The following is a 21,988-nucleotide window of genomic DNA, read 5'->3' on the forward strand; positions in this document are numbered from 1 at the left end:
TTAGAGCACCTCCGGAGCAAGCGAGATGATCTTCATGAACTTCTTGTCGCGAAGTTCACGGCCAACGGGACCGAAGATACGGGTACCGCGGGGGTCGCCGTCGTTCTTCAGAATCACCGCAGCGTTCTCATCAAATTTAATGTAGGAACCATCCGCGCGGCGGCGTTCCTTCTTGGTGCGAACGATGACGGCCTTGACGACGTCACCCTTCTTGACGTTTCCGCCCGGGATTGCATCCTTGACGGTGGCGACAATAACGTCACCGATGCCTGCGTAGCGACGGCCAGACCCACCGAGAACACGGATGGTCAGGATTTCCTTGGCCCCCGTGTTGTCAGCGATCTTAAGTCGCGACTCCTGCTGAATCACTTAGTACTCCTGTCGTCGCGCCGGTTCTCTCAACGAGCCTTGCGGAACGGATATTTGTCTCATGGACGGCCTGGTGTCCAGAACCATCCCCACGGCCTCCCAATGTATGCCGCGCTGGGCGCAGCATACATTGGGTCCTTCGGCCGCGTGGGCCCAAGGCATCTCCCGCCTTTGACGGCGCGTGCGGAGACCAGGCAAACTACAGTTTTGCTATTTGGCCTTTTCGAGAATCTCGACCAGACGCCACCGCTTGGTAGCGGAAAGCGGCCGGGTTTCACTGATCAGAACCATGTCGCCGATGCCGGCGGTGTTCTGCTCATCGTGAACTTTGACCTTTGAGGTGCGACGGATAACTTTACCGTACAAAGCGTGCTTTACACGATCTTCAACCTCTACGACGATCGTCTTCTCCATTTTGTCGGAGACGACGTAGCCGCGAAGCTTCTTCCGGTCACCCCGGACCGCGGCCTTGGCCGCGCCCGTCGTGGCTCCGGTTTCAGCCGCGGCTGCATCCTTATGCTCAGTGCTCACTTGGCGTCCTCCTCAGACTTGTCAGCCTTCTTGGCAGCCTTTTTGGCTTCCTTGTCGGCCTTGTCAGCCTTCTTTTCGGCGTCAGCCTTCTTGTCAGTCTTCTTGCCTGCCTTGTCCTCGGACACGGCATCCACCACCGCGGTGGCGACGGCCGGGCGGATGCCCAGCTCGCGCTCACGCAGCACGGTGTAGATCCGGGCAATGTCGCGCTTCACAGCGCGCAAACGACCGTGGTTTTCAAGCTGACCAGTGGCGGACTGGAAACGGAGGTTGAACAGCTCCTCCTTAGCTTTACGGAGTTCTTCAACGAGACGCTCGTTGTCCAAACCATCAAGCTGCTCAGGTGCAAGTTCCTTTGACCCAACTGCCATTTCTATTCACCACCTTCGCGACGCACAATGCGTGCCTTCAACGGGAGCTTGTGGATTGCCAGGCGCAGGGCCTCACGAGCTACCTCTTCATTTACACCAGACAGTTCAAACAGGACACGGCCCGGCTTGACGTTCGCGATCCACCACTCGGGTGAACCCTTACCGGAACCCATGCGGGTTTCGGCCGGCTTCTTTGTCAGCGGACGGTCCGGGTAGATGTTGATCCAGACCTTACCGCCACGCTTGATATGACGCGTCATGGCGATACGAGCGGACTCGATCTGACGGTTCGTGACGTAGGCCGGAGTCAGCGCCTGGATTCCCCAGTCACCGAAGGTGACAGTGGTACCGCCGGTTGCCTGGCCGGAACGGCCGGGGTGGTGCTGCTTGCGGAACCTAACTCGACGTGGGATAAGCATTTAAGCCTGTCCTCCTTCTGCTGCCGGAGCAGCCGCCTGTGCCACGGGAGCGGCGGCCGCGGGGGCTGCGGCCGGAGCTGCACCCTCAGCGGACTCGCCCTGCGGGCGGTCATTACGACGACGGTCGCCGCCGCGGGGGGCGCCAGCGCCGCCCCGGGGTCCACGATCGCCGCCGTCGCCGTCCCTACGCGGGGCACGGCCTCGGGACGGAGCGGCAGCTGCCTGGGCAGCCAGCTCCTTGGACGTGACGTCGCCCTTGTAGATCCAGACCTTGACTCCGATGCGGCCAAACACAGTCTTGGCTTCGAAGAAGCCGTAGTCGATGTTGGCACGCAGGGTGTGCAGGGGCACACGGCCTTCGCGGTAGAACTCGGTGCGGGACATTTCCGCTCCGCCCAGACGGCCTGCACAAGCGACACGGATGCCCTTGACGCTGCCGGTGCGCTGTGCCGACTGCATGGCCTTCTTCATCGCGCGGCGGAAAGCCACACGCGAAGTCAGCTGCTCGGCGATGCCCTGGGCCACCAGCTGCGCGTCTGCTTCCGGGTTCTTTACCTCCAGGATGTTCAGCTGCACCTGCTTCCCTGTGAGCTTCTCCAGCTCGCCGCGGATGCGGTCCGCCTCGGCGCCACGGCGGCCGATTACGATGCCCGGACGGGCCGTGTGGATATCCACACGGACGCGGTCCCGGGTGCGCTCGATCTCAACCTTGGAGATGCCGGCCCGCTCCATGCCGGTGGACATGAGCGCGCGGATCTTGATGTCCTCGCGGACAAAATCCTTGTAACGCTGCCCGGCCTTGTTGCTGTCAGCAAACCAGTGCGAAACATGGTCGGTGGTGATGCCGAGTCGGAACCCGTGCGGGTTTACTTTCTGTCCCACTTAGCGAGCCTCCTCTTTCTCGGGAGTTGCAACGACCAGGGTGATGTGGCTGGTGCGTTTCTTGATCTGGAACGCACGGCCCTGGGCCCGCGGCCGGAACCGCTTCATCGTTGCGCCTTCATCAACGAATGCTTCGCTGATGTACAAATCGCCTTCATCAAACGCGATGCTGTCGCGGTCAGCCAGTACGCGGGCGTTAGCCATCGCGGACTGGAGTACCTTGAAGACCGGTTCTGAAGCTGCCTGGGGGGCAAACTTCAGTATCGCCATTGCCTCATTCGCCTGCTTGCCACGAATCAGGTTGACGACGCGCCGGGCCTTCATAGGCGTTACGCGAATATGACGCGCAATTGCCTTGGCTTCCATTGCTATCCTTCTCTCGTCTTAGCCGTCAGTGCAGGCGCCTAGCGGCGCTTGCCCTTACGGTCGTCCTTCACATGGCCGCGGAATGTCCGCGTCAGAGCGAATTCGCCGAGCTTGTGCCCGACCATCGACTCGGTCACAAACACGGGGATGTGCTTGCGCCCGTCATGCACGGCGATCGTGTGTCCCAGCATGTCCGGGATGATCATCGAGCGGCGGGACCAGGTCTTAATAACGTTCTTGGTGCCCTTTTCGTTTTCCGCAGCGACCTTGACAAAGAGGTGCTGGTCAACGAAAGGACCCTTTTTTAGACTGCGTGGCATGCGTCAGGCTCCTATCGCTTGTTCTTGCCAGTACGACGGCGACGCACAATGAGTTTGTCGCTCTCTTTGTTCGGGCGGCGGGTACGGCCCTCGGGCTTACCGTTCGGGTTGACTGGGTGACGTCCACCGGAAGTCTTGCCCTCACCACCACCATGGGGGTGGTCCACCGGGTTCATGGCCACACCACGCACGGTCGGGCGGACGCCCTTCCAGCGCATACGGCCGGCCTTACCCCAGTTGATGTTGGACTGTTCAGCGTTACCGACCTCACCGATCGTCGCGCGGCAGCGGACGTCAACGTTGCGGATTTCGCCGGAAGGCAGTCGCAGCTGGGCGAAGCGGCCTTCCTTGGCGACGAGCTGGGTTGATGCTCCGGCGGAGCGGGCCATCTTGGCGCCGCCTCCGGGACGCAACTCCACGGCGTGGATAACGGTACCCACCGGGATGTTGCGCAGCGGCAGGTTGTTACCCGGTTTGATGTCGGCACTCGCGCCGGCCTCAACAAAGTCACCCTGCTTGAGCTTGTTCGGAGCGATGATGTACCGCTTGGTGCCATCAAGGTAGTGCAGCAGCGCAATACGCGCGGTGCGGTTGGGATCATATTCGATCTCAGCAACGCGGGCATTAATGCCGTCTTTGTCGTGACGACGGAAGTCGATCAGACGGTACTGGCGCTTGTGGCCACCACCCTTGTGACGGGTCGTGATGCGGCCGGTGTTGTTGCGGCCACCCTTTTTGGGCAGCGGACGTACCAGAGACTTCTCCGGCGTCGACCGCGTGATTTCGGTGAAGTCGGCAACGCTCGAGCCACGACGGCCCGGGGTTGTCGGCTTGTATTTACGGATTCCCATGTTTTATTTCCTCGTTAAAGTGGTCTCCGCTTATGAAAGCGGACCGCCGAAGATGTCGATTGTGCCTTCTTTGAGGGTCACGATGGCACGCTTGGTGCCCTTGCGCTGACCCCATCCGAACTTGGTCCGCTTGCGCTTACCGGCACGATTGAGAGTGTTGATCGATTCGACCTTGACGGAGAAAATCTTCTCCACGGCCAACTTGATCTCGGTCTTGTTCGAGCGGGGGTCGACCAGGAAGGTGTACTTACCTTCATCGATCAAGCCGTAGCTCTTTTCCGATACGACGGGTGCAATGACGACGTCGCGCGGATCCTTGATGGTGGCGGCGCTCACTTGGCGTCCTCCTCGGTTACTGGGGCTTCGACAGATGCCTCGGCCGCAGCCTTCGGAGCGGCCTTGGCCTTCGGTGCGGCCTTGGCCTTGGGGGCGGCCTTAGCTGCGGCTGCGTCAACCACTACTGAATCAACCACCACCGCTTCAATTGCAGCGTCGTCGGCGGCGGCGTCAACATCCTCAAGTCCGAGCAGCGCACCGGAAGCGAAAGCCTCCGCAGCAGCGTTGCCGGACACGAAAGCATCGTAGGCAGCCTTGGTGAAGACAACGTCGTCGGAAACCAGCACGTCGTAGGTGTTCAGCTGATCCACGTACAGCACGTGCAGGTCCGGCAGGTTGCGCACGGACAGTGCCACGACGTCGTTTGACCGCTCAATCGCGACGAGCAGGTTCTTGCGCGCGGTGAGTGAACGCAATGCTGCCAGCGCTTCCTTGGCGGACGGCTTGGAGCCGCTCACCAGGTCGGCGACGACGTGGATACGGCCGTTGCGTGCCCGGTCGGAGAGAGCGCCGCGCAGTGCAGCTGCCTTCATCTTCTTGGGTGTGCGCTGGGAGTAGTCACGCGGTGTCGGCCCATGGACAACGCCACCACCGGTCATGTGAGGAGCACGGATGGAACCCTGACGGGCGCGGCCGGTGCCCTTCTGCTTGAATGGCTTACGGCCTGCACCGGATACCTCGGCGCGGGTCTTCGTCTTGTGCGTGCCCTGGCGGGCAGCGGCAAGCTGAGCCACGACGACCTGGTGCAGCAACGGCACGTTGGTCTGAACGTCGAAGATCTCTGCAGGCAGGTCTACGGAAATAGTCTTTGCCATTTGGTTATGCTCCCTTCACGGCAGTGCGCACGAGGACGACCTGGCCGCGGGCGCCGGGAACGGCACCCTTGATGAGCAGCAGCGACTTCGCGGCGTCAACGCCATGAACCGTGAGGTTCAGCGTGGTGTGACGGACGGCGCCCATGCGGCCGGCCATGCGCACGCCCTTGAATACGCGGCTGGGGGTGGATGCGCCACCGATGGAGCCAGGCTTGCGGTGGTTCTTGTGAGCACCGTGCGAGGCACCGACGCCATGGAAGCCGTGACGCTTCATAACGCCGGCGAAGCCCTTGCCCTTTGAAGTACCGACGACGTCGACCTTCTGGCCGGCTTCGAAGATCTCCACGGAGAGCTCCTGGCCGAGGGTGTAGGAGTCGGCGTCCGCGGTGCGCAGCTCGACGACGTGGCGACGGGGGGTGACACCGGCCTTGTCAAAGTGACCAGCCAGCGGCTTGGTGACCTTGCGCGGGTCGATCTGGCCGTAGCCGATCTGGACGGCGGTGTAGCCATCAAGGTCTGCATTGCGCAGCTGGGTGATGACGTTGGAATCGGCCTGGACGACGGTAACCGGCACAAGGCGGTTGTTTTCGTCCCAGACCTGGGTCATGCCGAGCTTCGTGCCCAGGATGCCCTTAACGTTGCGGGTAGCGGTCATAGTTTCTCAGCCCCTCCCTACAGCTTGATTTCGATGTTCACGTCGGCCGGCAGGTCAAGACGCATAAGCGAGTCAACAGCCTTCGGCGTGGGGTCGATGATGTCGATCAGACGCTTGTGCGTGCGCATTTCAAAGTGCTCGCGGCTGTCCTTGTACTTGTGAGGCGAACGGATAACGCAGTACACGTTCTTTTCCGTCGGCAGCGGCACGGGGCCGACCACCGTTGCGCCTGCGCGCGTGACCGTCTCAACGATCTTCCGTGCTGATACGTCAATGACCTCATGGTCATATGACTTCAGCCGGATGCGGATTTTTTGTCCCGCCATGGCGTCGTGACTCTCTTTCCTGACATAGCGCCCTGCACTAGCGACACTGTTGACTAAACGCTGTTTACTTACTCGTTCTGCCGGGCACCCGGTACTACCCGGTGCCCAGCGGTGCGGCTCTCACAGCCACGCTTCCAGCGGACTGAATCCGGACATATCCGGGTTCCTCAATCGGCCGAAGCTCCGACCCCCGCGGTCGGGCGTGTCGCGGATCTAATGCGCACATACCCGTAAACCGCTGGGAGGTGGGTTATGTTTGGGCTTCAACTTGGACCCTGGCACCGAGCATTATCTCGATCGGGACACGAAGAAGCGCTTGAACAACTTATCCAGTATGGCGGATATCCGCGGCAAATGCCAATTCCCCAGCCGTCAGCGCCTGCCCCGGCGCCCGGAAAGCCATGGTTTCCCGCCCGGTGGCCCTGTGAGATGCTGGTGCTGTGACAGGGGCCACATCCGTGCCTGATGTGCTGGGCAGTTTGTTCATCCCGGTTGTTTATTCCCGTCTTCTTCCGGACCCCGCACCACCACCGGTCCTGTCGCCGTCGCCCATGTAAAGGAAGTCCGCTGATGACCGGCTCTGCACTTTCCCTCCCGGCTCTCGCCGCACTGCTGCCAGCGGATTTCACCCTGGGCGTGGCCACCGCTGCCTTTCAGATTGAAGGCGGTGTGCGCGAAGGCGGGCGTGGCCCATCGGGCTGGGACGACTTCACCCGGCAGAGCGGCCGGATCCTGAACGCGGACACCGCAGATGTTTCCTGCGACCACTATCACCGTTTCGCCGAGGACATAGCCTTGATGAAGGACCTCGGCGTTGACTCCTACCGGCTTTCGCTGGCCTGGCCAAGGGTTCAGCCGGGCGGCAGCGGGCCCGCCAACCCCGCCGGTCTGGCGTTCTACGACCAGCTCGTGGATGACCTGCTGGCCGCAGGCATCAAGCCGATGGCCACGCTCTACCACTGGGACACTCCGCTCCCCCTGGAGCTGGCCGGCGGCTGGCTGACGCGTTCAACCGCAGAGCGCTTTGGCGAGTATGCGGCACTCGCCGGGGCGGCCCTCGGCGACAGGGTGGACAAGTGGATCACCGTCAACGAGCCGTCCTCGGTCACGCTCAACGGCTATGGGCTCGGCGTGCACGCCCCCGGCCGGGCCCTGCTCTTTGACGGTCTCCCTGCAGCCCACCACCAACTGCTGGGACATGGACTGGCGGTTCAGGCTTTGCGTTCGGCCGGGGCCACAGGCGGAATCGGCATCACCAACGTGCACACGCCGGTGGTCCCGGCGGCTGTTGACGATACCGGCGACCAGCTCTTCGCCGAGCTCTTCGATCTGCTGCACAACCGCATCTTTGCGGACCCGGTACTTCTGGGCCGTTACCCCGATGTACCCGCGTTCCTTGCCCCTGTCTTTGAGCCGCTGCTCGCCATGCCTGCGGCCGATCTCGAGACGATCCGACAGCCGCTGGATTTTTACGGGCTGAACTACTACGCGCCGACCAGGATCGCCGCCGGCCCGGGACCCTCCGGCACCGCGGCCGGCACCGGGGACGGCACCGCCAACGCGCTGGCCGGGCTGCCGTTCCGGCCGGAACCCTGGCCGGAGTATCCACAGACCGCGTTCGGCTGGCCGGTTGCGCCTGACTATTTTTCCACCGCGCTGGAGCAGATGGCGAACCGCTACGGTGCCGCCCTGCCTCCCGTCTACATCACGGAAAACGGCGCGAGCTTCCCGGACGAGCTCACGACCGGAGGTCGGATCGAAGACAGTCGGCGGATTGACTATCTCGGCGCGCACCTGGCCGCGGCCGTGGACGCCGCGCAGCCCGGCGGCCCCGCCGAGGCCCTGGAACTGCAGGGATACTACATCTGGTCCCTGTTGGACAATTTTGAATGGGCCGCCGGTTATTGTCAACGCCTCGGGCTGGTCCACGTCGACTTCGAGACCCTGGTCCGCACGCCGAGGGACTCCTACTATTGGCTGCAGGAACTCATCAGGCTTCGGCCGTAGCGCACGCGGCGTTAAACGCCAAAGGGCGCCCCCCCGAAGTGGAGTGACGCCCTGGCGCGAGCCGGCTAAGCGGCTGGCACCGGGTCCCTACGTGGCGACGAAGTCGACACGAAAAGGTATGCCGAACGCGCTACTTGACGATCTTGGTGACGCGGCCTGAGCCAACGGTGCGGCCACCCTCACGGATGGCGAAGCCAAGGCCCTCTTCCATGGCGATCGGCTGGATCAGCGCGACAGTCATTTCGGTGTTGTCGCCGGGCATAACCATTTCCGTGCCCTCGGGCAGGGTGATGACGCCGGTAACATCCGTGGTGCGGAAGTAGAACTGCGGGCGGTAGTTGGAGTAGAACGGGTTGTGACGCCCGCCTTCGTCCTTCGCCAGGATGTAGACGTTGGCCTCGAAATCGGTGTGCGGGGTAATGGAACCCGGCTTGACGATAACCTGGCCACGCTCTACGTCTTCGCGCTTGATACCGCGCAGCAGCAGACCACAGTTCTCGCCGGCCCATGCCTCGTCGAGCTGCTTGTGGAACATTTCGATACCGGTAACGGTGGTCTTCTGGACCGGACGGATACCAACAATTTCAACTTCAGAGTTGATCTTGAGGGTACCGCGCTCCGCGCGACCCGTGACAACGGTTCCCCGGCCGGTGATGGTGAAGACATCTTCAACCGGCATCAGGAACGGCTTGTCCTTGTCGCGGATCGGATCCGGAACGCTCTCGTCCACCGCATCCATCAGGTCCTCAACGGACTTGACCCATACCGGATCGCCTTCCAGAGCCTTCAGGCCCGAAACGCGCACCACGGGAGCGTTGTCGCCGTCGAAGCCCTGCGCGGTGAGCAGCTCACGAACCTCCATTTCGACGAGGTCGAGGAGCTCCTCGTCATCCACCATGTCCGACTTATTCAGCGCAACCAGCAGGTAGGGAACGCCAACCTGGCGGGCGAGCAGAACGTGCTCGCGGGTCTGAGCCATCGGGCCATCGGTAGCGGCAACCACGAGGATCGCGCCGTCCATCTGCGCTGCACCAGTGATCATGTTCTTGATGTAGTCAGCGTGGCCGGGAGCATCGACGTGTGCATAATGACGCTTCTCGGTCTGGTACTCAACATGGGAGATGTTGATGGTAATGCCGCGCTGCTTCTCCTCAGGAGCAGAGTCAATCGACGCGAAGTCGCGCTGCTCGTTGATCGTCGGGTACTTGTCGTACAGTACCTTGGAGATGGCAGCCGTCAGCGTCGTCTTACCATGGTCAACGTGACCGATGGTGCCGATGTTAACGTGCGGCTTAGTCCGCTCGAACTTTGCCTTTGCCACAGGTTCCTCCTAGAACGTTTTGAGAAGACTTACTCGTCAGCGGCGCTTTTCGCTACTGAAACTTCAGCAAGTCTACTGGGGGGCTTTGGGTTTGGTGAAATTGCCGGTTTCTTCGGGCATCGGCTGCAATGCCCTCGGCGTTGTTGCTACTTGCTGGTTGTTACTCGCCGCGGTTCTTCTGGATGATCTCGTCGGCAACAGCCTTCGGAACCTCAGAGTAGCTGTCGAACTTCATCGAGTACACGGCACGGCCCTGGGTCTTGGACCGAAGGTCACCGATGTATCCGAACATCCCCGACAGCGGCACGTGGGCAACGATTACCTTCACGCCGCTTGCATCCTCCATCGACTGCATCTGGCCACGACGGGAGTTGAGGTCACCGATTACTTCACCCATGTATTCCTCAGGGGTGCGGACTTCAACTTCCATCAGCGGTTCGAGCAGAACCGGGTTCGCCATCCGTGCGGCTTCCTTGAAAGCCATCCGGCCGGCGATCTTGAACGCCATTTCCGACGAGTCGACATCGTGGTAGGCGCCATCAAGCAGTTTCGCTCTGATGCCCACAACCGGGTAACCGGCCAGGACACCATCATTGAGCGCGTCCTGGATGCCGGCGTCAACGCTGGGGATGTATTCACGCGGAATACGGCCACCGCTGACCTTGTTCTCGAAGGCATACAGCACGCCTTCAACAACATCCATCGGCTCAATCGCAATCTGCACCTTGGCAAACTGACCGGAACCACCGGTCTGCTTCTTGTGGGTGTAGTCGTGCTTGACGACGGCGCGCTTGATGGTTTCGCGGTACGCGACCTGCGGCTTGCCCACGTTGGCTTCAACGTGGAATTCACGGCGCATACGGTCAACCAGGATATCCAGGTGCAGCTCACCCATGCCGGCAATGATGGTCTGCCCGGTGTCCTCGTTGAGGGAGACCTGGAAGGTCGGGTCCTCTTCGGAGAGCTTCTGGATGGCGGTGGAGAGTTTCTCTTGGTCACCCTTGGTCTTCGGCTCGATCGCAACCGAGATCACGGGCTCCGGGAAGCTCATGGACTCGAGCACGATCGGGTCCGCGAGGTCGCACAGCGTGTCGCCGGTAGTGGTGTCCTTCAGACCGATCGCCGCGTAGATGTGCCCCGTGGTGACCCCGTCCACCGGGTTTTCCTTGTTGGCGTGCATCTGGAACAGCTTGCCGATGCGTTCCTTCTTGTTCTTGGTGGAGTTCAGCACCTGCGTTCCCGAGGATGCATGCCCGGAGTACACGCGGATGTAGGTCAGACGCCCGAAGAACGGGTGCGTCACAACCTTGAACGCGAGAGCCGAGAACGGCGCCTGCGAATTTGCCGCCCGCGTGACAATCTTCTCTTCATCGCGCACGTCGTGACCCTGAATATCAGGAACGTCCAGCGGCGACGGAAGGTAGGAGACAACCGCGTCCAGCATCGGCTGGACGCCCTTGTTCTTGAATGCAGATCCGCACAGCACCGGGTAAATCTGGCTGCTGACGGTCAGCGTACGGATGCCCGCCTTGATCTCGGCGACGGTGAGTTCTTCACCACCGAGGTATTTCTCCATCAGCTCGTCGTCGGATTCGGCGACGGTTTCGAGCATCGCGGCGCGGTACTCTTCGGCCTTGGCCTGCAGTCCGGCGGGGATGGGTTCAACGGTGTACTTGGCACCCATCTCGGTCTCGCCACGCCAGGTGAGCGCACGCATTTCGATCAGATCGACAACGCCTTCAAATTCGCTCTCCGAGCCGATCGGCAGCTGGAGAACCAGCGGCTTGGCACCCAGTCGCTTGATGATGGTGTCCACGGTGAAGTAGAAGTCCGCGCCGAGCTTGTCCATCTTGTTGACGAAGCAGATACGGGGAACATCATACTTATCGGCCTGGCGCCATACAGTCTCGGACTGCGGTTCCACGCCTTCCTTGCCGTCAAACACGGCGACGGCGCCGTCGAGGACGCGCAGTGAGCGCTCCACCTCAACGGTGAAGTCGACGTGACCGGGGGTGTCGATGATGTTGATCTGGTTGTTGTCCCAGAAGCAGGTGGTGGCGGCGGAGGTGATCGTAATGCCACGTTCCTGCTCCTGTGCCATCCAGTCCATGGTCGAGGCACCGTCGTGCGTTTCACCAATTTTGTGGTTCACGCCCGTGTAGAACAGGATGCGCTCGGTGGTGGTGGTCTTGCCTGCATCAATGTGAGCCATGATGCCAATATTGCGGACCTTACTAAGGTCGGTAAGCACGTCGAGTGCCACGGTGTCTCCCTTTGTCGGAAAGCCTTTTTTTGGCCGACGACGTCAGGCTAGTGCCGCCGTCGTCGGCCGAAAGGTTCTACCAGCGGTAGTGGGCGAAGGCCTTGTTGGACTCGGCCATCTTATGAGTGTCTTCGCGGCGCTTCACGGCCGCACCAAGACCGTTGGAGGCATCCAGAATCTCGTTACGCAGACGCTCGGTCATGGTCTTCTCGCGGCGGCCCTTGGAGTAGCCGACCAGCCAACGCAACGCCAGCGCGGTTGCGCGGCCCGGCTTGACCTCAACGGGAACCTGGTAGGTCGCGCCACCGACACGGCGGGACTTGACCTCAAGGCTGGGCTTGATGTTTTCCATGGCCTTCTTCAGAGCGGCAACGGGGTCTCCCCCGGACTTCTCCTGGGCGCCCGCGAGTGCGCCGTACACGATGCGCTCTGCGGTGGACTTCTTGCCGTCAACGAGGACCTTATTGATCAGCTGCGTGACCAACGGCGAACCGTAAACGGGATCAATTACTAGCGGCCGCTTGGGGGCCGGACCCTTGCGAGGCATATTACTTCTTCTCCATCTTTGCACCGTAGCGGCTGCGGGCCTGCTTGCGGTTCTTTACGCCCTGGGTATCAAGTGCACCGCGGACGATCTTGTAACGAACACCGGGAAGGTCCTTAACACGACCACCGCGGACGAGCACAATGGAGTGCTCCTGGAGGTTGTGGCCCACACCGGGGATGTAGGCGGTTACTTCCACGCCACCGTTGAGGCGCACGCGGGCAACCTTCCGCAGAGCCGAGTTAGGCTTCTTCGGAGTCGTGGTGTAAACACGGGTGCACACGCCGCGGCGCATGGGGCTTCCCTTAAGAGCGGGAGCCTTGGTCTTTGAGATCTTAGGGGAGCGGCCCTTACGGACCAACTGCTGAATCGTAGGCACTTTCGTGTTCTCCGTTTTTTCTCGAGAGGGTTCTCGTGTTGCTTTGCCCCGCCACTCACCTGCGTAGCCGCGTGTGGTGAGCGCTGAAGCGAAGCCCTATCATTCGTCGTCGCACCCTACGCGGCCTGACCGCACCTAGGCATGCAAAAATGTGGCATTCGTTGCACAGGAACCCTGCAACCGGAACTGCGTCCCGAGGCAACCGCCTCACAACACATTCATCCACTGCCACACTAACAATTGTTAACCAGTCTAACACGCCGCCGGGCCGCCCCTTGACTTCGGCTGCTCCCGCCGTTTCGGACCTCTTGACGCAGCCACCGGGCCGGAGCACTCTCAGGGTAGCGCATGCGTTTCCCTGGCCCGCCGGGCCTGCTTATGCGCCAGGAGGGTGACCCGCCATGACAAGGACCAACTCTCATTACGGATGGATTCCCGATCTGCCGGACCAGCGTGATCATCTGTATGCCGTTCCCCCACCGTTGGTCGCCAAACTCCCGGCCAAGGTCGATCTGACCCCGCAATGCCCGCCGGTCTATGACCAGGGACAGCTCGGCTCCTGTACCGGCAATGGCATCGCGGGGAGCCTGCAGTTCGACGCCATGAAAGAGGGGCTTCCCGACACTTCCGTCCCCTCCCGGCTGTTCATCTACTACAACGAGCGCGTGATCGAGGGCACCGTCGGCTCGGATTCCGGTGCGATGATCCGGGACGGGATTAAGACGGTGGCCCAAACGGGCGCCTGTGATGAATCGAACTGGCCGTACGACATCACAAAATTTTCGGTCAAACCTCCGGACAGCTGCTTTCAGCAGGCCGGCTCCCACCGGGTGATCAGCTATTCACGCGTGGTCCAATCGCTGGGACAGCTGAAGGGATGCCTTGCCGCCGGCTATCCAATCGTCTTCGGCTTTACCGTGTACGAGAGCTTCGAAGAGCCCACCGTCACCTCCACCGGAACGGTACCAATGCCGGCGTCCAATGAGAAGGTCCTGGGCGGCCATTGCGTGCTGGCGGTCGGCTATGACGACGCGGCACAGCGCTTCGTCATCCGGAATTCCTGGGGCAGCGGATGGGGCAAGCAGGGCTATGCCACCATGCCGTACGCGTATCTATTGACCAGCGCACTGTCCACCGATTTCTGGACCATCCGGTCCACGAGCTGAGCGTCGGCGGACGGCGGGTCCCCCGCACGCAGGGCCATTGACGCCAGGTCCATAAACGAGGGCGGCCCCGCACCGGAAGGTGAGGGGCCGCCCTCGTCGTTCGCCGCCTCCCAAGCTTCGCAAGCTCAGCTTGGGACCCTCGGCAGCTCTCTTAGCTCAGCTAGTTGCTGAAACCGGTACCCAGGTCGTAGTCATCCAACGGGATGGCATGGAACTCCGGTGAAAGGTCTCCGCCGACGCCGGTGTAGTCAAAGTCGCTGAAGGCGCTCGGTCCGGTGAACAGGTTGGCCTTCGCTTCCTCGGTCGGCTCCACCTTGACGTTGGTGTAGCGCGGCAGGCCGGTCCCGGCAGGGATCAGCTTACCGATGATGACATTTTCCTTCAGGCCCAACAGCGGATCGCTCTTGCCTTCCATGGCCGCCTGCGTGAGGACGCGGGTGGTCTCCTGGAAGGATGCTGCGGACAGCCAGGACTCGGTGGCCAGCGAAGCCTTGGTGATACCCATCAGCTCGTTACGGCCCGACGCCGGCTGCTTGCCTTCGGATACCACGCGGCGGTTCTCGGATTCGAACCGTCCGCGCTCTGCCAGCTCGCCCGGCAGGAGGTTGGATTCGCCGGATTCGATGACCGTAACGCGGCGCAGCATCTGGCGGACGATAACCTCGACGTGCTTGTCGTGGATCCCCACACCCTGGCTGCGGTAGACACGCTGGACTTCCTCCACCAGATGCTTCTGAGCGGCACGCGGGCCTAGAATACGCAGCACCTGCTTCGGGTCAACTGCACCCACCACCAGCTTCTGGCCGACCTCCACGTGATCGCCATCGGCAACCTGCAGACGCGCACGGCGCAGCACCGGGTACGCGATTTCCTCGGTACCGTCGTCGGGAGTCAGCACCAGCCGCATCTGACGCTCGGACTCTTCGATGCTGATGCGTCCGGCCGCCTCGGCGATCGGGGCAACACCCTTGGGTGTGCGTGCCTCGAAGAGCTCCTGAATACGCGGCAGACCCTGCGTGATGTCCTCGCCGCGGCTGGCCGAAACAGCACCACCGGTGTGGAACGTACGCATGGTCAGCTGGGTACCGGGCTCACCAATGGACTGTGCGGCGATGATGCCTACGGCCTCACCTATGTCCACGGTCTTACCGGTGGCCAGTGAACGGCCGTAGCACAGGGCACAGGTTCCGACGGCGGACTCACAGGTGAGTACGGAGCGGACCTTGACGTCGGTGATGCCGGCGGCGAAGAGCTCGCCGATCAGCACGTCGCCGACGTCGGCACCGGCCTCGGCCAGCATCTTGCCGGTGGAATCCAGCACTTCGGTGGCCAGGGTGCGGGCGTAAACGCTGTTCTCGACTTCCTCGTGCAGCGTGAGCTCGCCATTGGCATCCACCACGGCGATCGGCAGGGTCAGGCCCCGCTCGGTGCCGCAGTCATCTTCACGGACGATGACGTCCTGCGAAACGTCCACCAGACGGCGGGTCAGGTAACCCGAGTTGGCGGTACGCAGGGCCGTATCGGCCAGTCCCTTGCGGGCACCGTGCGTGGCAATGAAGTATTCCAGCACCGACAGGCCCTCGCGGTAGGAGGACTTGATCGGTCGGGGAATAATCTCACCCTTCGGGTTGGCCACGAGGCCGCGGATACCGGCAATCTGACGGACCTGCATCCAGTTCCCACGGGCACCGGATGAAACCATCCGGTTGATCGTGTTGGAAGCGGAAAGGTTCTTCCGCATCACATCGGCGATCTCGTTGGTGGCCTGGTTCCAGATGTCGATCAGTTCCTGACGGCGCTCGTCATCGGCGATCAGGCCCTTCTCGAACTGGGACTGCACCTTGGCGGCCTTGGCCTCGTAACCCTCCAGAATGGCGGGCTTCTCCTTGGGCACCTCAATGTCGGAGATGGCCACGGTGACACCGGAGCGCGTGGCCCAGTAGAAACCGGCATCCTTGAGGTTATCCAGCGTCGCCGCCACAACAACCTTCGGGTAACGCTCTGCCAGGTCGTTCACGATCGTGGAGAGCTCGCCCTTGTCAGCGACATTCTCCACCCACGGGTAGTCCTCGGGCAGGGTCTCGTTGAAGATGACCTGTCCCAGCGACGTGTTGACGATGGCCGGCTGGCCGGCCTCCCAGCCTTCCGGAGCTTCCCAGCCCGCGTACGGGACAAAGTTGTCCAACCGGATCTTGACCTGCGAATTCAGGTGCAGCACACCCGCGTCGTGAGCCATGATGGCTTCTGCCGCTGTGGTGAAAGACCTGCCTTCCCCGGCGGAACCGGAGCGCTTGGTGGTCAGGTGGTACAGACCAATGATCATGTCCTGTGAAGGGAGGGTCACCGGACGGCCGTCCGAGGGCTTCAGGATGTTGTTCGAGGACAGCATCAGAATGCGTGCCTCGGCCTGCGCCTCGGGGCTCAGCGGCAGGTGCACTGCCATCTGGTCGCCGTCGAAGTCGGCGTTGAACGCGCCACAGACCAGCGGGTGCAGCTGGATGGCCTTACCCTCCACCAGCTGGGGCTCGAACGCCTGGATGCCCAAACGGTGCAGGGTTGGTGCACGGTTCAGCAGTACCGGGTGCTCGGTGATGATCTCCTCGAGCACATCCCAGACCTGCGGGCGGAAACGCTCCACCATCCGCTTGGCGCTCTTGATGTTCTGCGCATGGTTCAGATCAACCAGGCGCTTCATCACGAACGGCTTGAAGAGCTCCAGCGCCATCTGCTTGGGCAGACCACACTGGTGCAGCTTCAGCTGCGGCCCGACGACGATCACGGAACGGCCGGAGTAGTCTACGCGCTTACCCAGCAGGTTCTGGCGGAAACGACCCTGCTTGCCCTTGAGCATGTCGGAGAGCGATTTCAGCGGACGGTTACCCGGTCCGGTGACCGGGCGGCCGCGCCGGCCGTTGTCGAAGAGGCTGTCAACGGCCTCCTGAAGCATCCGCTTCTCGTTGTTGACAATGATCTCCGGCGCGCCCAGATCGAGCAGCCGCTTGAGACGGTTGTTGCGGTTGATCACGCGGCGGTACAGGTCGTTCAGGTCCGAGGTGGCGAAACGGCCACCGTCGAGCTGGACCATCGGGCGCAGTTCCGGCGGTATCACCGGGACAGCATCCAGCACCATGCCGAGCGGGGAGTTGTTGGTGGTCAGGAACGCGTTGACCACCTTCAGCCGCTTCAGGGCGCGGGTCTTGCGCTGGCCCTTGCCGTTGGCGATGATGTCGCGCAGCAGCTCGCCTTCGGCGGGCATGTCGAAGCTTTCCAGCCGCTTCTTGATCGCCTCGGCGCCCATGGAGCCCTCGAAGAACATGCCGTAGCGGTCACGCAGCTCGCGGTACAGGCCCTCGTCGCCTTCGAGATCGGCAACCTTGAGCCCCTTGAAACGGTCCCACACCTGGGTGAGGCGCTCGATTTCCGCATCCGCACGCTTGCGGATGTTGGCCATCTGTCGGTCCGCGGAGTCGCGGGCCTTCTTCTTCTCGGCCGCCTTGGCGCCCTCGCCCTCGAGACGGGCAAGCTCGTTCTCCAGATCCCGGGCCACCGTGGCGATGTCCGAATCGCGGGTATCGACGAGCTGCTTCGTCTCCAGGTCATGCTCGACCTGCAGGTTCGGCAGTTCCGCGTGGCGCGCTTCCTCATCGACGCTGGTGATCATGTAGGCAGCGAAGTAGATGACCTTTTCGAGGTCCTTCGGGGCCAGGTCAAGGAGGTAGCCCAGACGGGACGGGACACCCTTGAAGTACCAAATGTGCGTGACCGGTGCGGCCAGCTCGATATGCCCCATCCGCTCGCGGCGCACCTTCGCACGGGTGACCTCGACGCCGCAGCGCTCACAGATGATGCCCTTGAAACGGACGCGCTTGTACTTGCCGCAGTAGCACTCCCAGTCCCGGGACGGGCCGAAGATCTTCTCGCAGAAGAGGCCGTCTTTCTCGGGCTTGAGCGTGCGGTAGTTGATGGTTTCCGGCTTCTTGACTTCGCCGTGCGACCAGTCGCGGATATCATCCGCGGTGGCCAGGCCGATCTGCATGAGGCCGAAGGAGGATTCGCTGGACATATGGTCCCTGTTCTCTCTTGTTCTCTAATTCTGAATGTCTATGCGGGGTGCGGAGAAGTTTGCAGTTCATCGGCTACGCCGGGCGGCTCCCGGAACGTCGGACCGAAGGGCCCCTCGGCCGCTGGGCGGCCTCGGAACCTTGGCGTCCGACTTCCTCCGGAAGCCGTCCGGCTCGTGTCTGGGCTCGGGGGAAGGCGTGCGCCAAGCGACTAAGGCCGCCCGCGGCCGCAGGAGCCTTCGGCACGCCGTCCCGAGCCTAGGCACGAGAACCGGTTACGGAACTAAACTTCTTCGACGGAATTCGGCTCGGCCCGTGAAAGGTCGATGCCCAGTTCCTCCGCTGCCCGGAAGACTTCTTCATCCGAGTCACGCATCTCAATCGTGGTGCCGTCGGTGGAAAGCACTTCCACGTTCAGGCACAGCGACTGCATTTCCTTGATCAGAACCTTGAAGGATTCGGGGATACCCGGCTCCGGAATGTTCTCGCCCTTGACGATGGCCTCATAGACCTTCACGCGGCCGTGGATGTCATCGGACTTGATCGTCAATAGTTCCTGCAGCGTGTACGCCGCGCCATAGGCCTCCAGTGCCCACACTTCCATCTCACCAAAGCGCTGTCCGCCGAACTGCGCCTTACCGCCCAAGGGCTGCTGGGTGATCATGGAGTACGGACCGGTGGAGCGGGCGTGAATCTTGTCGTCCACCAGGTGGTGGAGCTTCAGGATGTACATATAGCCCACTGAAATCGGGTCCGGGAACTGCTCGCCGGAACGGCCGTCGAAAAGCACGGTCTTTCCGGAGGAGTCGATCAGGCGCACACCGTCACGGGTGAGCGTCGTCGAATCGAGCAGGCCGGTGATTTCTTCCTCACGGGCGCCGTCGAACACGGGCGTGGCAACCGTCGTCTGGCCGGAAACCCGGGGCAGATTCGGCAGGTTCTTGACCCATTCCGGCTCTCCCTCGATGTTCCAACCGGTCTTCGCGACCCAGCCGAGGTGTGTTTCCAGCACCTGTCCGACGTTCATGCGGCCCGGAACACCCAGCGGGTTGAGCACGATGTCGACCGGGGTGCCGTCAGCCAGGAACGGCATGTCCTCGATCGGCAGGATCTTGGAGATAACACCCTTGTTGCCGTGCCGGCCGGCCAGCTTGTCACCATCGGTGATCTTGCGCTTGTTGGCTACGTAGATGCGCACCAGCTGGTTGACGCCCGGGGGCAGCTCGTCGTCGGAGTCGCGGTCAAAGATCCGGACGCCGATGACGGTGCCGGACTCGCCGTGCGGAACCTTCAGCGAGGTGTCGCGGACTTCGCGGCTCTTCTCACCGAAGATGGCGCGCAGCAGACGCTCTTCCGGAGTCAGTTCGGTCTCGCCCTTGGGAGTGACCTTGCCGACCAGGATGTCGCCGGCCTCTACCTCGGCACCGATGTGGATGATGCCGCGCTCGTCCAGACCGGCGAGGATTTCCTCGGAGACGTTCGGGATGTCGCGGGTGATTTCTTCGGCACCGAGCTTGGTGTCGCGGGCATCAATCTCATGCTCTTCGATGTGGATGGAGGAGAGTACATCCTCGGCCACAATGCGCTGGCTGAGGATGATCGCGTCCTCGTAGTTGTGGCCTTCCCAGGACATGAATGCCACGAGCAGGTTCTTCCCCAGTGCAAGCTCCCCCTGATCCGTGGCGGGACCGTCGGCGATGATGCCGCCGACTTCCAGCCGCAGGCCCTCGGAGACCAGGACGCGCTGGTTGTACGCGGTGCCCTGGTTGGAGCGGTGGTACTTGGCAATCGGGTACTTCGTTTCGGTGCCGTCGTCGTTGAGCATGACGACCAGGTCCGCCGAAACCTCGGAGACCACCCCCGCCTTCTTGGCAATGACGACGTCGCCTGCGTCGACCGCCGTCGCGCGCTCCATGCCGGTGCCCACGAAAGGAGCCTCGGAACGGACCAGCGGCACGGCCTGGCGCTGCATGTTCGCACCCATCAGGGCGCGGTTGGCGTCGTCATGCTCCAGGAACGGGATCAGGGCGGTAGCCACCGACACCATCTGGCGCGGCGACACGTCCATGTACTCGACCTCGGCGGCCGGAATAAGCACCGGCTCGCCGCCACCGCCGCGCTGGCGGACCAGGACGGTTTCCTCGGCAAAGTCGCTGTCAGTCGTCAGCGGCGCGTTGGCCTGGGCAATGACAACTTCAACCTCGTCATCGGCGGTGAGGTAATCGACGTCGTCGCTCACGTGGCCGTTGGCAACCTTGCGGTACGGCGTCTCGATGAAACCGAAGGGGTTGATCCGGCCGTAGGACGCCAGCGAACCGATCAGACCGATGTTCGGGCCTTCAGGGGTCTCGATGGGACACATGCGTCCGTAGTGCGACGGGTGAACGTCACGGACCTCCATACCGGCGCGGTCACGGGACAGACCACCCGGGCCGAGCGCGGAAAGACGGCGTTTGTGCGTCAGACCGGCCAGCGGGTTGTTCTGGTCCATGAACTGCGACAGCTGCGACGTTCCGAAGAACTCCTTGATCGCGGCCACCACCGGACGGATGTTGATCAGGGTCTGCGGCGTGATCGCTTCGACGTCCTGGGTCGTCATGCGCTCGCGGACAACGCGTTCCATCCGGGAAAGACCGGTGCGGACCTGGTTCTCGATCAGCTCGCCGACGGCGCGGATACGGCGGTTGCCGAAGTGGTCGATGTCGTCGGTTTCGACGCGGAGCTCGTGCGCCTTGCCATCGCGCTTGCCGGCCAGCGTCTTGTCGCCGTTGTGCAGCGCAACCAGGAACTTGATCATCGCGACGATGTCGTCGATGTCCAGCACCGATGCATCATCGGCGTTGAGCTGCTTGTCGATGCCGAGTTTGCGGTTGATCTTGTAACGGCCGACCTTGGCCAGATCGTAGCGCTTCGGGTTGAAGTACAGGTTGTGCAGCAGTGCGTCGGCAGCCTCGACTGTGGGCGGCTCGCCCGGACGCAGCTTCCGGTAGATGTCCAGCAAGGCATCTTCGCGGGTCACGGTGGTGTCTTTTTCCATCGTGGCGCGGATGGAGTCGTATTGGCCGAATTCCTCGAGGATCTGGCCCTCACTCCAGCCGAGTGCCTTCAGCAGGACGGTGACCGACTGCTTGCGCTTGCGGTCAAGGCGGACGCCGACCTGATCACGCTTGTCGATTTCGAGTTCAAACCAGGCGCCGCGGGACGGGATGATCTTGGCGGTGAAGATGTCCTTATCGCTCGTCTTGTCCGCGGTGCGCTCAAAGTACGCACCCGGGGAACGGACCAGCTGGGAGACGACGACGCGCTCGGTGCCGTTGATGACGAAGGTACCTTTCTCCGTCATCAACGGGAAGTCGCCCATGAACACCGTCTGCTGCTTGATCTCACCGGTGTTGTTGTTCATGAACTCGGCCTTCACGTACAGCGGAGCCGCAAAGGTCGCGTCGCGGTCCTTGCACTCAGCCATCGTGTACTTCGGATCGGAGAACTCCGGTTCCGAGAAGGACAGGGACATGGTGCCCTGGAAATCCTCGATCGGGGAGATCTCTTCGAAGATGTCGGCCAGCCCCGATGTGGTGGCGACACTCTGGTCCCCGGATTCCACGGCGACGTGCATTCGTGACTGCCAGCGCTCATTGCCGACGAGCCAGTCAAAGCTCTCGGTCTGCAGCGCGAGCAGATTCGGAACGTCAAGGGGCTCATGAATCTTTGCGAATGAGATACGACGCGTGGCACCATCGGTGCTGTTGGTATCAATAGCGGTTGAAGCACTCGTTACATTAGCGCTGTTTACATTAGAGGTGCTCGAGGCGACCAAGAGGGATCCTTCCACAGACCTTCAGGCGTGTTCTGCGTAACCCTTACCGTTCTTCGAACTGATTCGACGCCAAACTGACCCGCTGCGTTCGGCGAACACAACTGATTTCATGGCAAAGCCCACCGCTATATGAAGGCTGAAGGTTAAGAGGGGAGACGCAAAGATCTACAATACGGCAAATCGCCGGCC

At 62.1% G+C, this 21,988-nt stretch carries 19 protein-coding genes and 1 pseudogene; 2 read left to right on the top strand and 18 right to left on the bottom strand.

The genetic code is table 11. From position 1 onward, the window contains the following. The 12 genes and pseudogenes from rplN to rpsJ form a co-directional block, all read right to left on the bottom strand. Positions 1-369: a 50S ribosomal protein L14 gene (rplN, locus tag ACLLJI_RS17535; protein ID WP_283559729.1), complete on the bottom strand. Its 369-nt coding sequence runs from the start codon at positions 367-369 to the stop codon at positions 1-3. A gap of 210 nt (positions 370-579) precedes the next feature. Then, positions 580-900 carry a 30S ribosomal protein S17 gene (gene rpsQ / locus ACLLJI_RS17540; RefSeq protein WP_283559730.1) on the bottom strand — a complete coding sequence of 107 codons (321 nt, stop codon included), beginning with the start codon at positions 898-900 and terminating at the stop codon, positions 580-582. Next, entirely contained in the window at positions 897-1,271 is a 375-nt protein-coding gene (rpmC, locus tag ACLLJI_RS17545; RefSeq protein ID WP_283559731.1) for a 50S ribosomal protein L29, read from the bottom strand. Before rpmC ends, rpsQ begins: the two co-directional genes overlap by 4 nt. A 2-nt stretch (positions 1,272-1,273) precedes the next feature. After that, positions 1,274-1,690, bottom strand: a complete 417-nt coding sequence (rplP, locus tag ACLLJI_RS17550; RefSeq protein WP_196396948.1) for a 50S ribosomal protein L16 — start codon at positions 1,688-1,690, stop codon at positions 1,274-1,276. Beyond that, positions 1,691-2,572 (bottom strand): 30S ribosomal protein S3, encoded by an 882-nt coding sequence (rpsC, locus tag ACLLJI_RS17555; RefSeq protein ID WP_283559732.1) that lies wholly within the window; start codon positions 2,570-2,572, stop codon positions 1,691-1,693. After that, entirely contained in the window at positions 2,573-2,938 is a 366-nt protein-coding gene (gene rplV / locus ACLLJI_RS17560; RefSeq protein WP_283559733.1) for a 50S ribosomal protein L22, read from the bottom strand. It lies immediately after the preceding gene. Positions 2,939-2,976: 38 nt separating this feature from the next. Beyond that, complete coding sequence (rpsS, locus tag ACLLJI_RS17565; RefSeq protein WP_283559734.1) at positions 2,977-3,258, bottom strand: 30S ribosomal protein S19; 282 nt, start codon at positions 3,256-3,258, stop codon at positions 2,977-2,979. Positions 3,259-3,269: 11 nt separating this feature from the next. Continuing rightward, entirely contained in the window at positions 3,270-4,109 is an 840-nt protein-coding gene (rplB, locus tag ACLLJI_RS17570) for a 50S ribosomal protein L2 (RefSeq protein WP_283559735.1), read from the bottom strand. A 30-nt stretch (positions 4,110-4,139) separates the two neighbouring features. Then, complete coding sequence (rplW, locus tag ACLLJI_RS17575) at positions 4,140-4,445, bottom strand: 50S ribosomal protein L23 (RefSeq protein ID WP_196396943.1); 306 nt, start codon at positions 4,443-4,445, stop codon at positions 4,140-4,142. Positions 4,446-4,657: 212 nt separating this feature from the next. Then, positions 4,658-5,260, bottom strand: a pseudogene (rplD, locus tag ACLLJI_RS17580) (50S ribosomal protein L4); the annotation flags it as partial. A 4-nt stretch (positions 5,261-5,264) separates the two neighbouring features. Beyond that, complete coding sequence (gene rplC / locus ACLLJI_RS17585) at positions 5,265-5,915, bottom strand: 50S ribosomal protein L3 (RefSeq protein WP_283559736.1); 651 nt, start codon at positions 5,913-5,915, stop codon at positions 5,265-5,267. 17 nt (positions 5,916-5,932) lie between these two features. After that, positions 5,933-6,241, bottom strand: coding sequence for a 30S ribosomal protein S10 (gene rpsJ, locus ACLLJI_RS17590; protein WP_003803825.1), 309 nt, complete (start codon positions 6,239-6,241; stop codon positions 5,933-5,935). 570 nt (positions 6,242-6,811) lie between these two features. Here rpsJ and ACLLJI_RS17595 point away from each other — a divergent pair. Then, positions 6,812-8,248, top strand: coding sequence for a GH1 family beta-glucosidase (locus tag ACLLJI_RS17595; protein ID WP_434614967.1), 1,437 nt, complete (start codon positions 6,812-6,814; stop codon positions 8,246-8,248). A 130-nt stretch (positions 8,249-8,378) separates the two neighbouring features. On the opposite strand, the gene tuf is transcribed toward ACLLJI_RS17595, so the two are convergent. From tuf to rpsL, 4 genes are all read right to left on the bottom strand, one after another. Next, complete coding sequence (gene tuf / locus ACLLJI_RS17600) at positions 8,379-9,569, bottom strand: elongation factor Tu (RefSeq protein ID WP_283559738.1); 1,191 nt, start codon at positions 9,567-9,569, stop codon at positions 8,379-8,381. A 160-nt stretch (positions 9,570-9,729) separates the two neighbouring features. Further along, the gene (gene fusA, locus ACLLJI_RS17605; RefSeq protein WP_434614971.1) at positions 9,730-11,832 is read right to left on the bottom strand and encodes an elongation factor G; all 2,103 of its coding nucleotides are present in this window, start codon (positions 11,830-11,832) and stop codon (positions 9,730-9,732) included. 76 nt (positions 11,833-11,908) lie between these two features. Continuing rightward, complete coding sequence (rpsG, locus tag ACLLJI_RS17610) at positions 11,909-12,379, bottom strand: 30S ribosomal protein S7 (protein ID WP_196396940.1); 471 nt, start codon at positions 12,377-12,379, stop codon at positions 11,909-11,911. A gap of 1 nt (position 12,380) precedes the next feature. Further along, positions 12,381-12,755, bottom strand: a complete 375-nt coding sequence (rpsL, locus tag ACLLJI_RS17615; protein ID WP_196396939.1) for a 30S ribosomal protein S12 — start codon at positions 12,753-12,755, stop codon at positions 12,381-12,383. A gap of 401 nt (positions 12,756-13,156) precedes the next feature. Here rpsL and ACLLJI_RS17620 point away from each other — a divergent pair, with 401 nt between their 5' ends. Beyond that, positions 13,157-13,921, top strand: a complete 765-nt coding sequence (locus tag ACLLJI_RS17620) for a C1 family peptidase (protein WP_434614976.1) — start codon at positions 13,157-13,159, stop codon at positions 13,919-13,921. A 160-nt stretch (positions 13,922-14,081) separates the two neighbouring features. On the opposite strand, the gene ACLLJI_RS17625 is transcribed toward ACLLJI_RS17620, so the two are convergent. Together ACLLJI_RS17625 and rpoB are read right to left on the bottom strand one after the other, a co-directional pair. Then, positions 14,082-17,984 carry a DNA-directed RNA polymerase subunit beta' gene (locus tag ACLLJI_RS17625; RefSeq protein WP_434614979.1) on the bottom strand — a complete coding sequence of 1,301 codons (3,903 nt, stop codon included), beginning with the start codon at positions 17,982-17,984 and terminating at the stop codon, positions 14,082-14,084. A 281-nt stretch (positions 17,985-18,265) separates the two neighbouring features. Next, positions 18,266-21,799 (bottom strand): DNA-directed RNA polymerase subunit beta, encoded by a 3,534-nt coding sequence (rpoB, locus tag ACLLJI_RS17630; protein ID WP_283559742.1) that lies wholly within the window; start codon positions 21,797-21,799, stop codon positions 18,266-18,268. Between the last annotated feature and the right edge of the window lie 189 nt (positions 21,800-21,988).

It is taken from the genome of Arthrobacter sp. A5, from assembly GCF_051131705.1.
In the GTDB taxonomy this organism is placed as follows: domain Bacteria; phylum Actinomycetota; class Actinomycetes; order Actinomycetales; family Micrococcaceae; genus Arthrobacter_M.

Excerpts from the sequence above, each read along its gene's own strand:
- rpmC (WP_283559731.1), bottom strand. The coding sequence starts at position 1,271 with ATGGCAGTTGGGTCAAAGGAACTTGCACCTGAGCAGCTTGATGGTTTG.
- rplP (WP_196396948.1), bottom strand. The coding sequence starts at position 1,690 with ATGCTTATCCCACGTCGAGTTAGGTTCCGCAAGCAGCACCACCCCGGC.
- rplV (WP_283559733.1), bottom strand. The coding sequence starts at position 2,938 with ATGGAAGCCAAGGCAATTGCGCGTCATATTCGCGTAACGCCTATGAAG.
- rpsS (WP_283559734.1), bottom strand. The coding sequence starts at position 3,258 with ATGCCACGCAGTCTAAAAAAGGGTCCTTTCGTTGACCAGCACCTCTTT.
- rplB (WP_283559735.1), bottom strand. The coding sequence starts at position 4,109 with ATGGGAATCCGTAAATACAAGCCGACAACCCCGGGCCGTCGTGGCTCG.
- rplC (WP_283559736.1), bottom strand. The coding sequence starts at position 5,915 with ATGACCGCTACCCGCAACGTTAAGGGCATCCTGGGCACGAAGCTCGGC.
- rpsJ (WP_003803825.1), bottom strand. The coding sequence starts at position 6,241 with ATGGCGGGACAAAAAATCCGCATCCGGCTGAAGTCATATGACCATGAG.
- ACLLJI_RS17595 (WP_434614967.1), top strand. The coding sequence starts at position 6,812 with ATGACCGGCTCTGCACTTTCCCTCCCGGCTCTCGCCGCACTGCTGCCA.
- rpsG (WP_196396940.1), bottom strand. The coding sequence starts at position 12,379 with ATGCCTCGCAAGGGTCCGGCCCCCAAGCGGCCGCTAGTAATTGATCCC.
- ACLLJI_RS17620 (WP_434614976.1), top strand. The coding sequence starts at position 13,157 with ATGACAAGGACCAACTCTCATTACGGATGGATTCCCGATCTGCCGGAC.
- ACLLJI_RS17625 (WP_434614979.1), bottom strand. The coding sequence starts at position 17,984 with ATGTCCAGCGAATCCTCCTTCGGCCTCATGCAGATCGGCCTGGCCACC.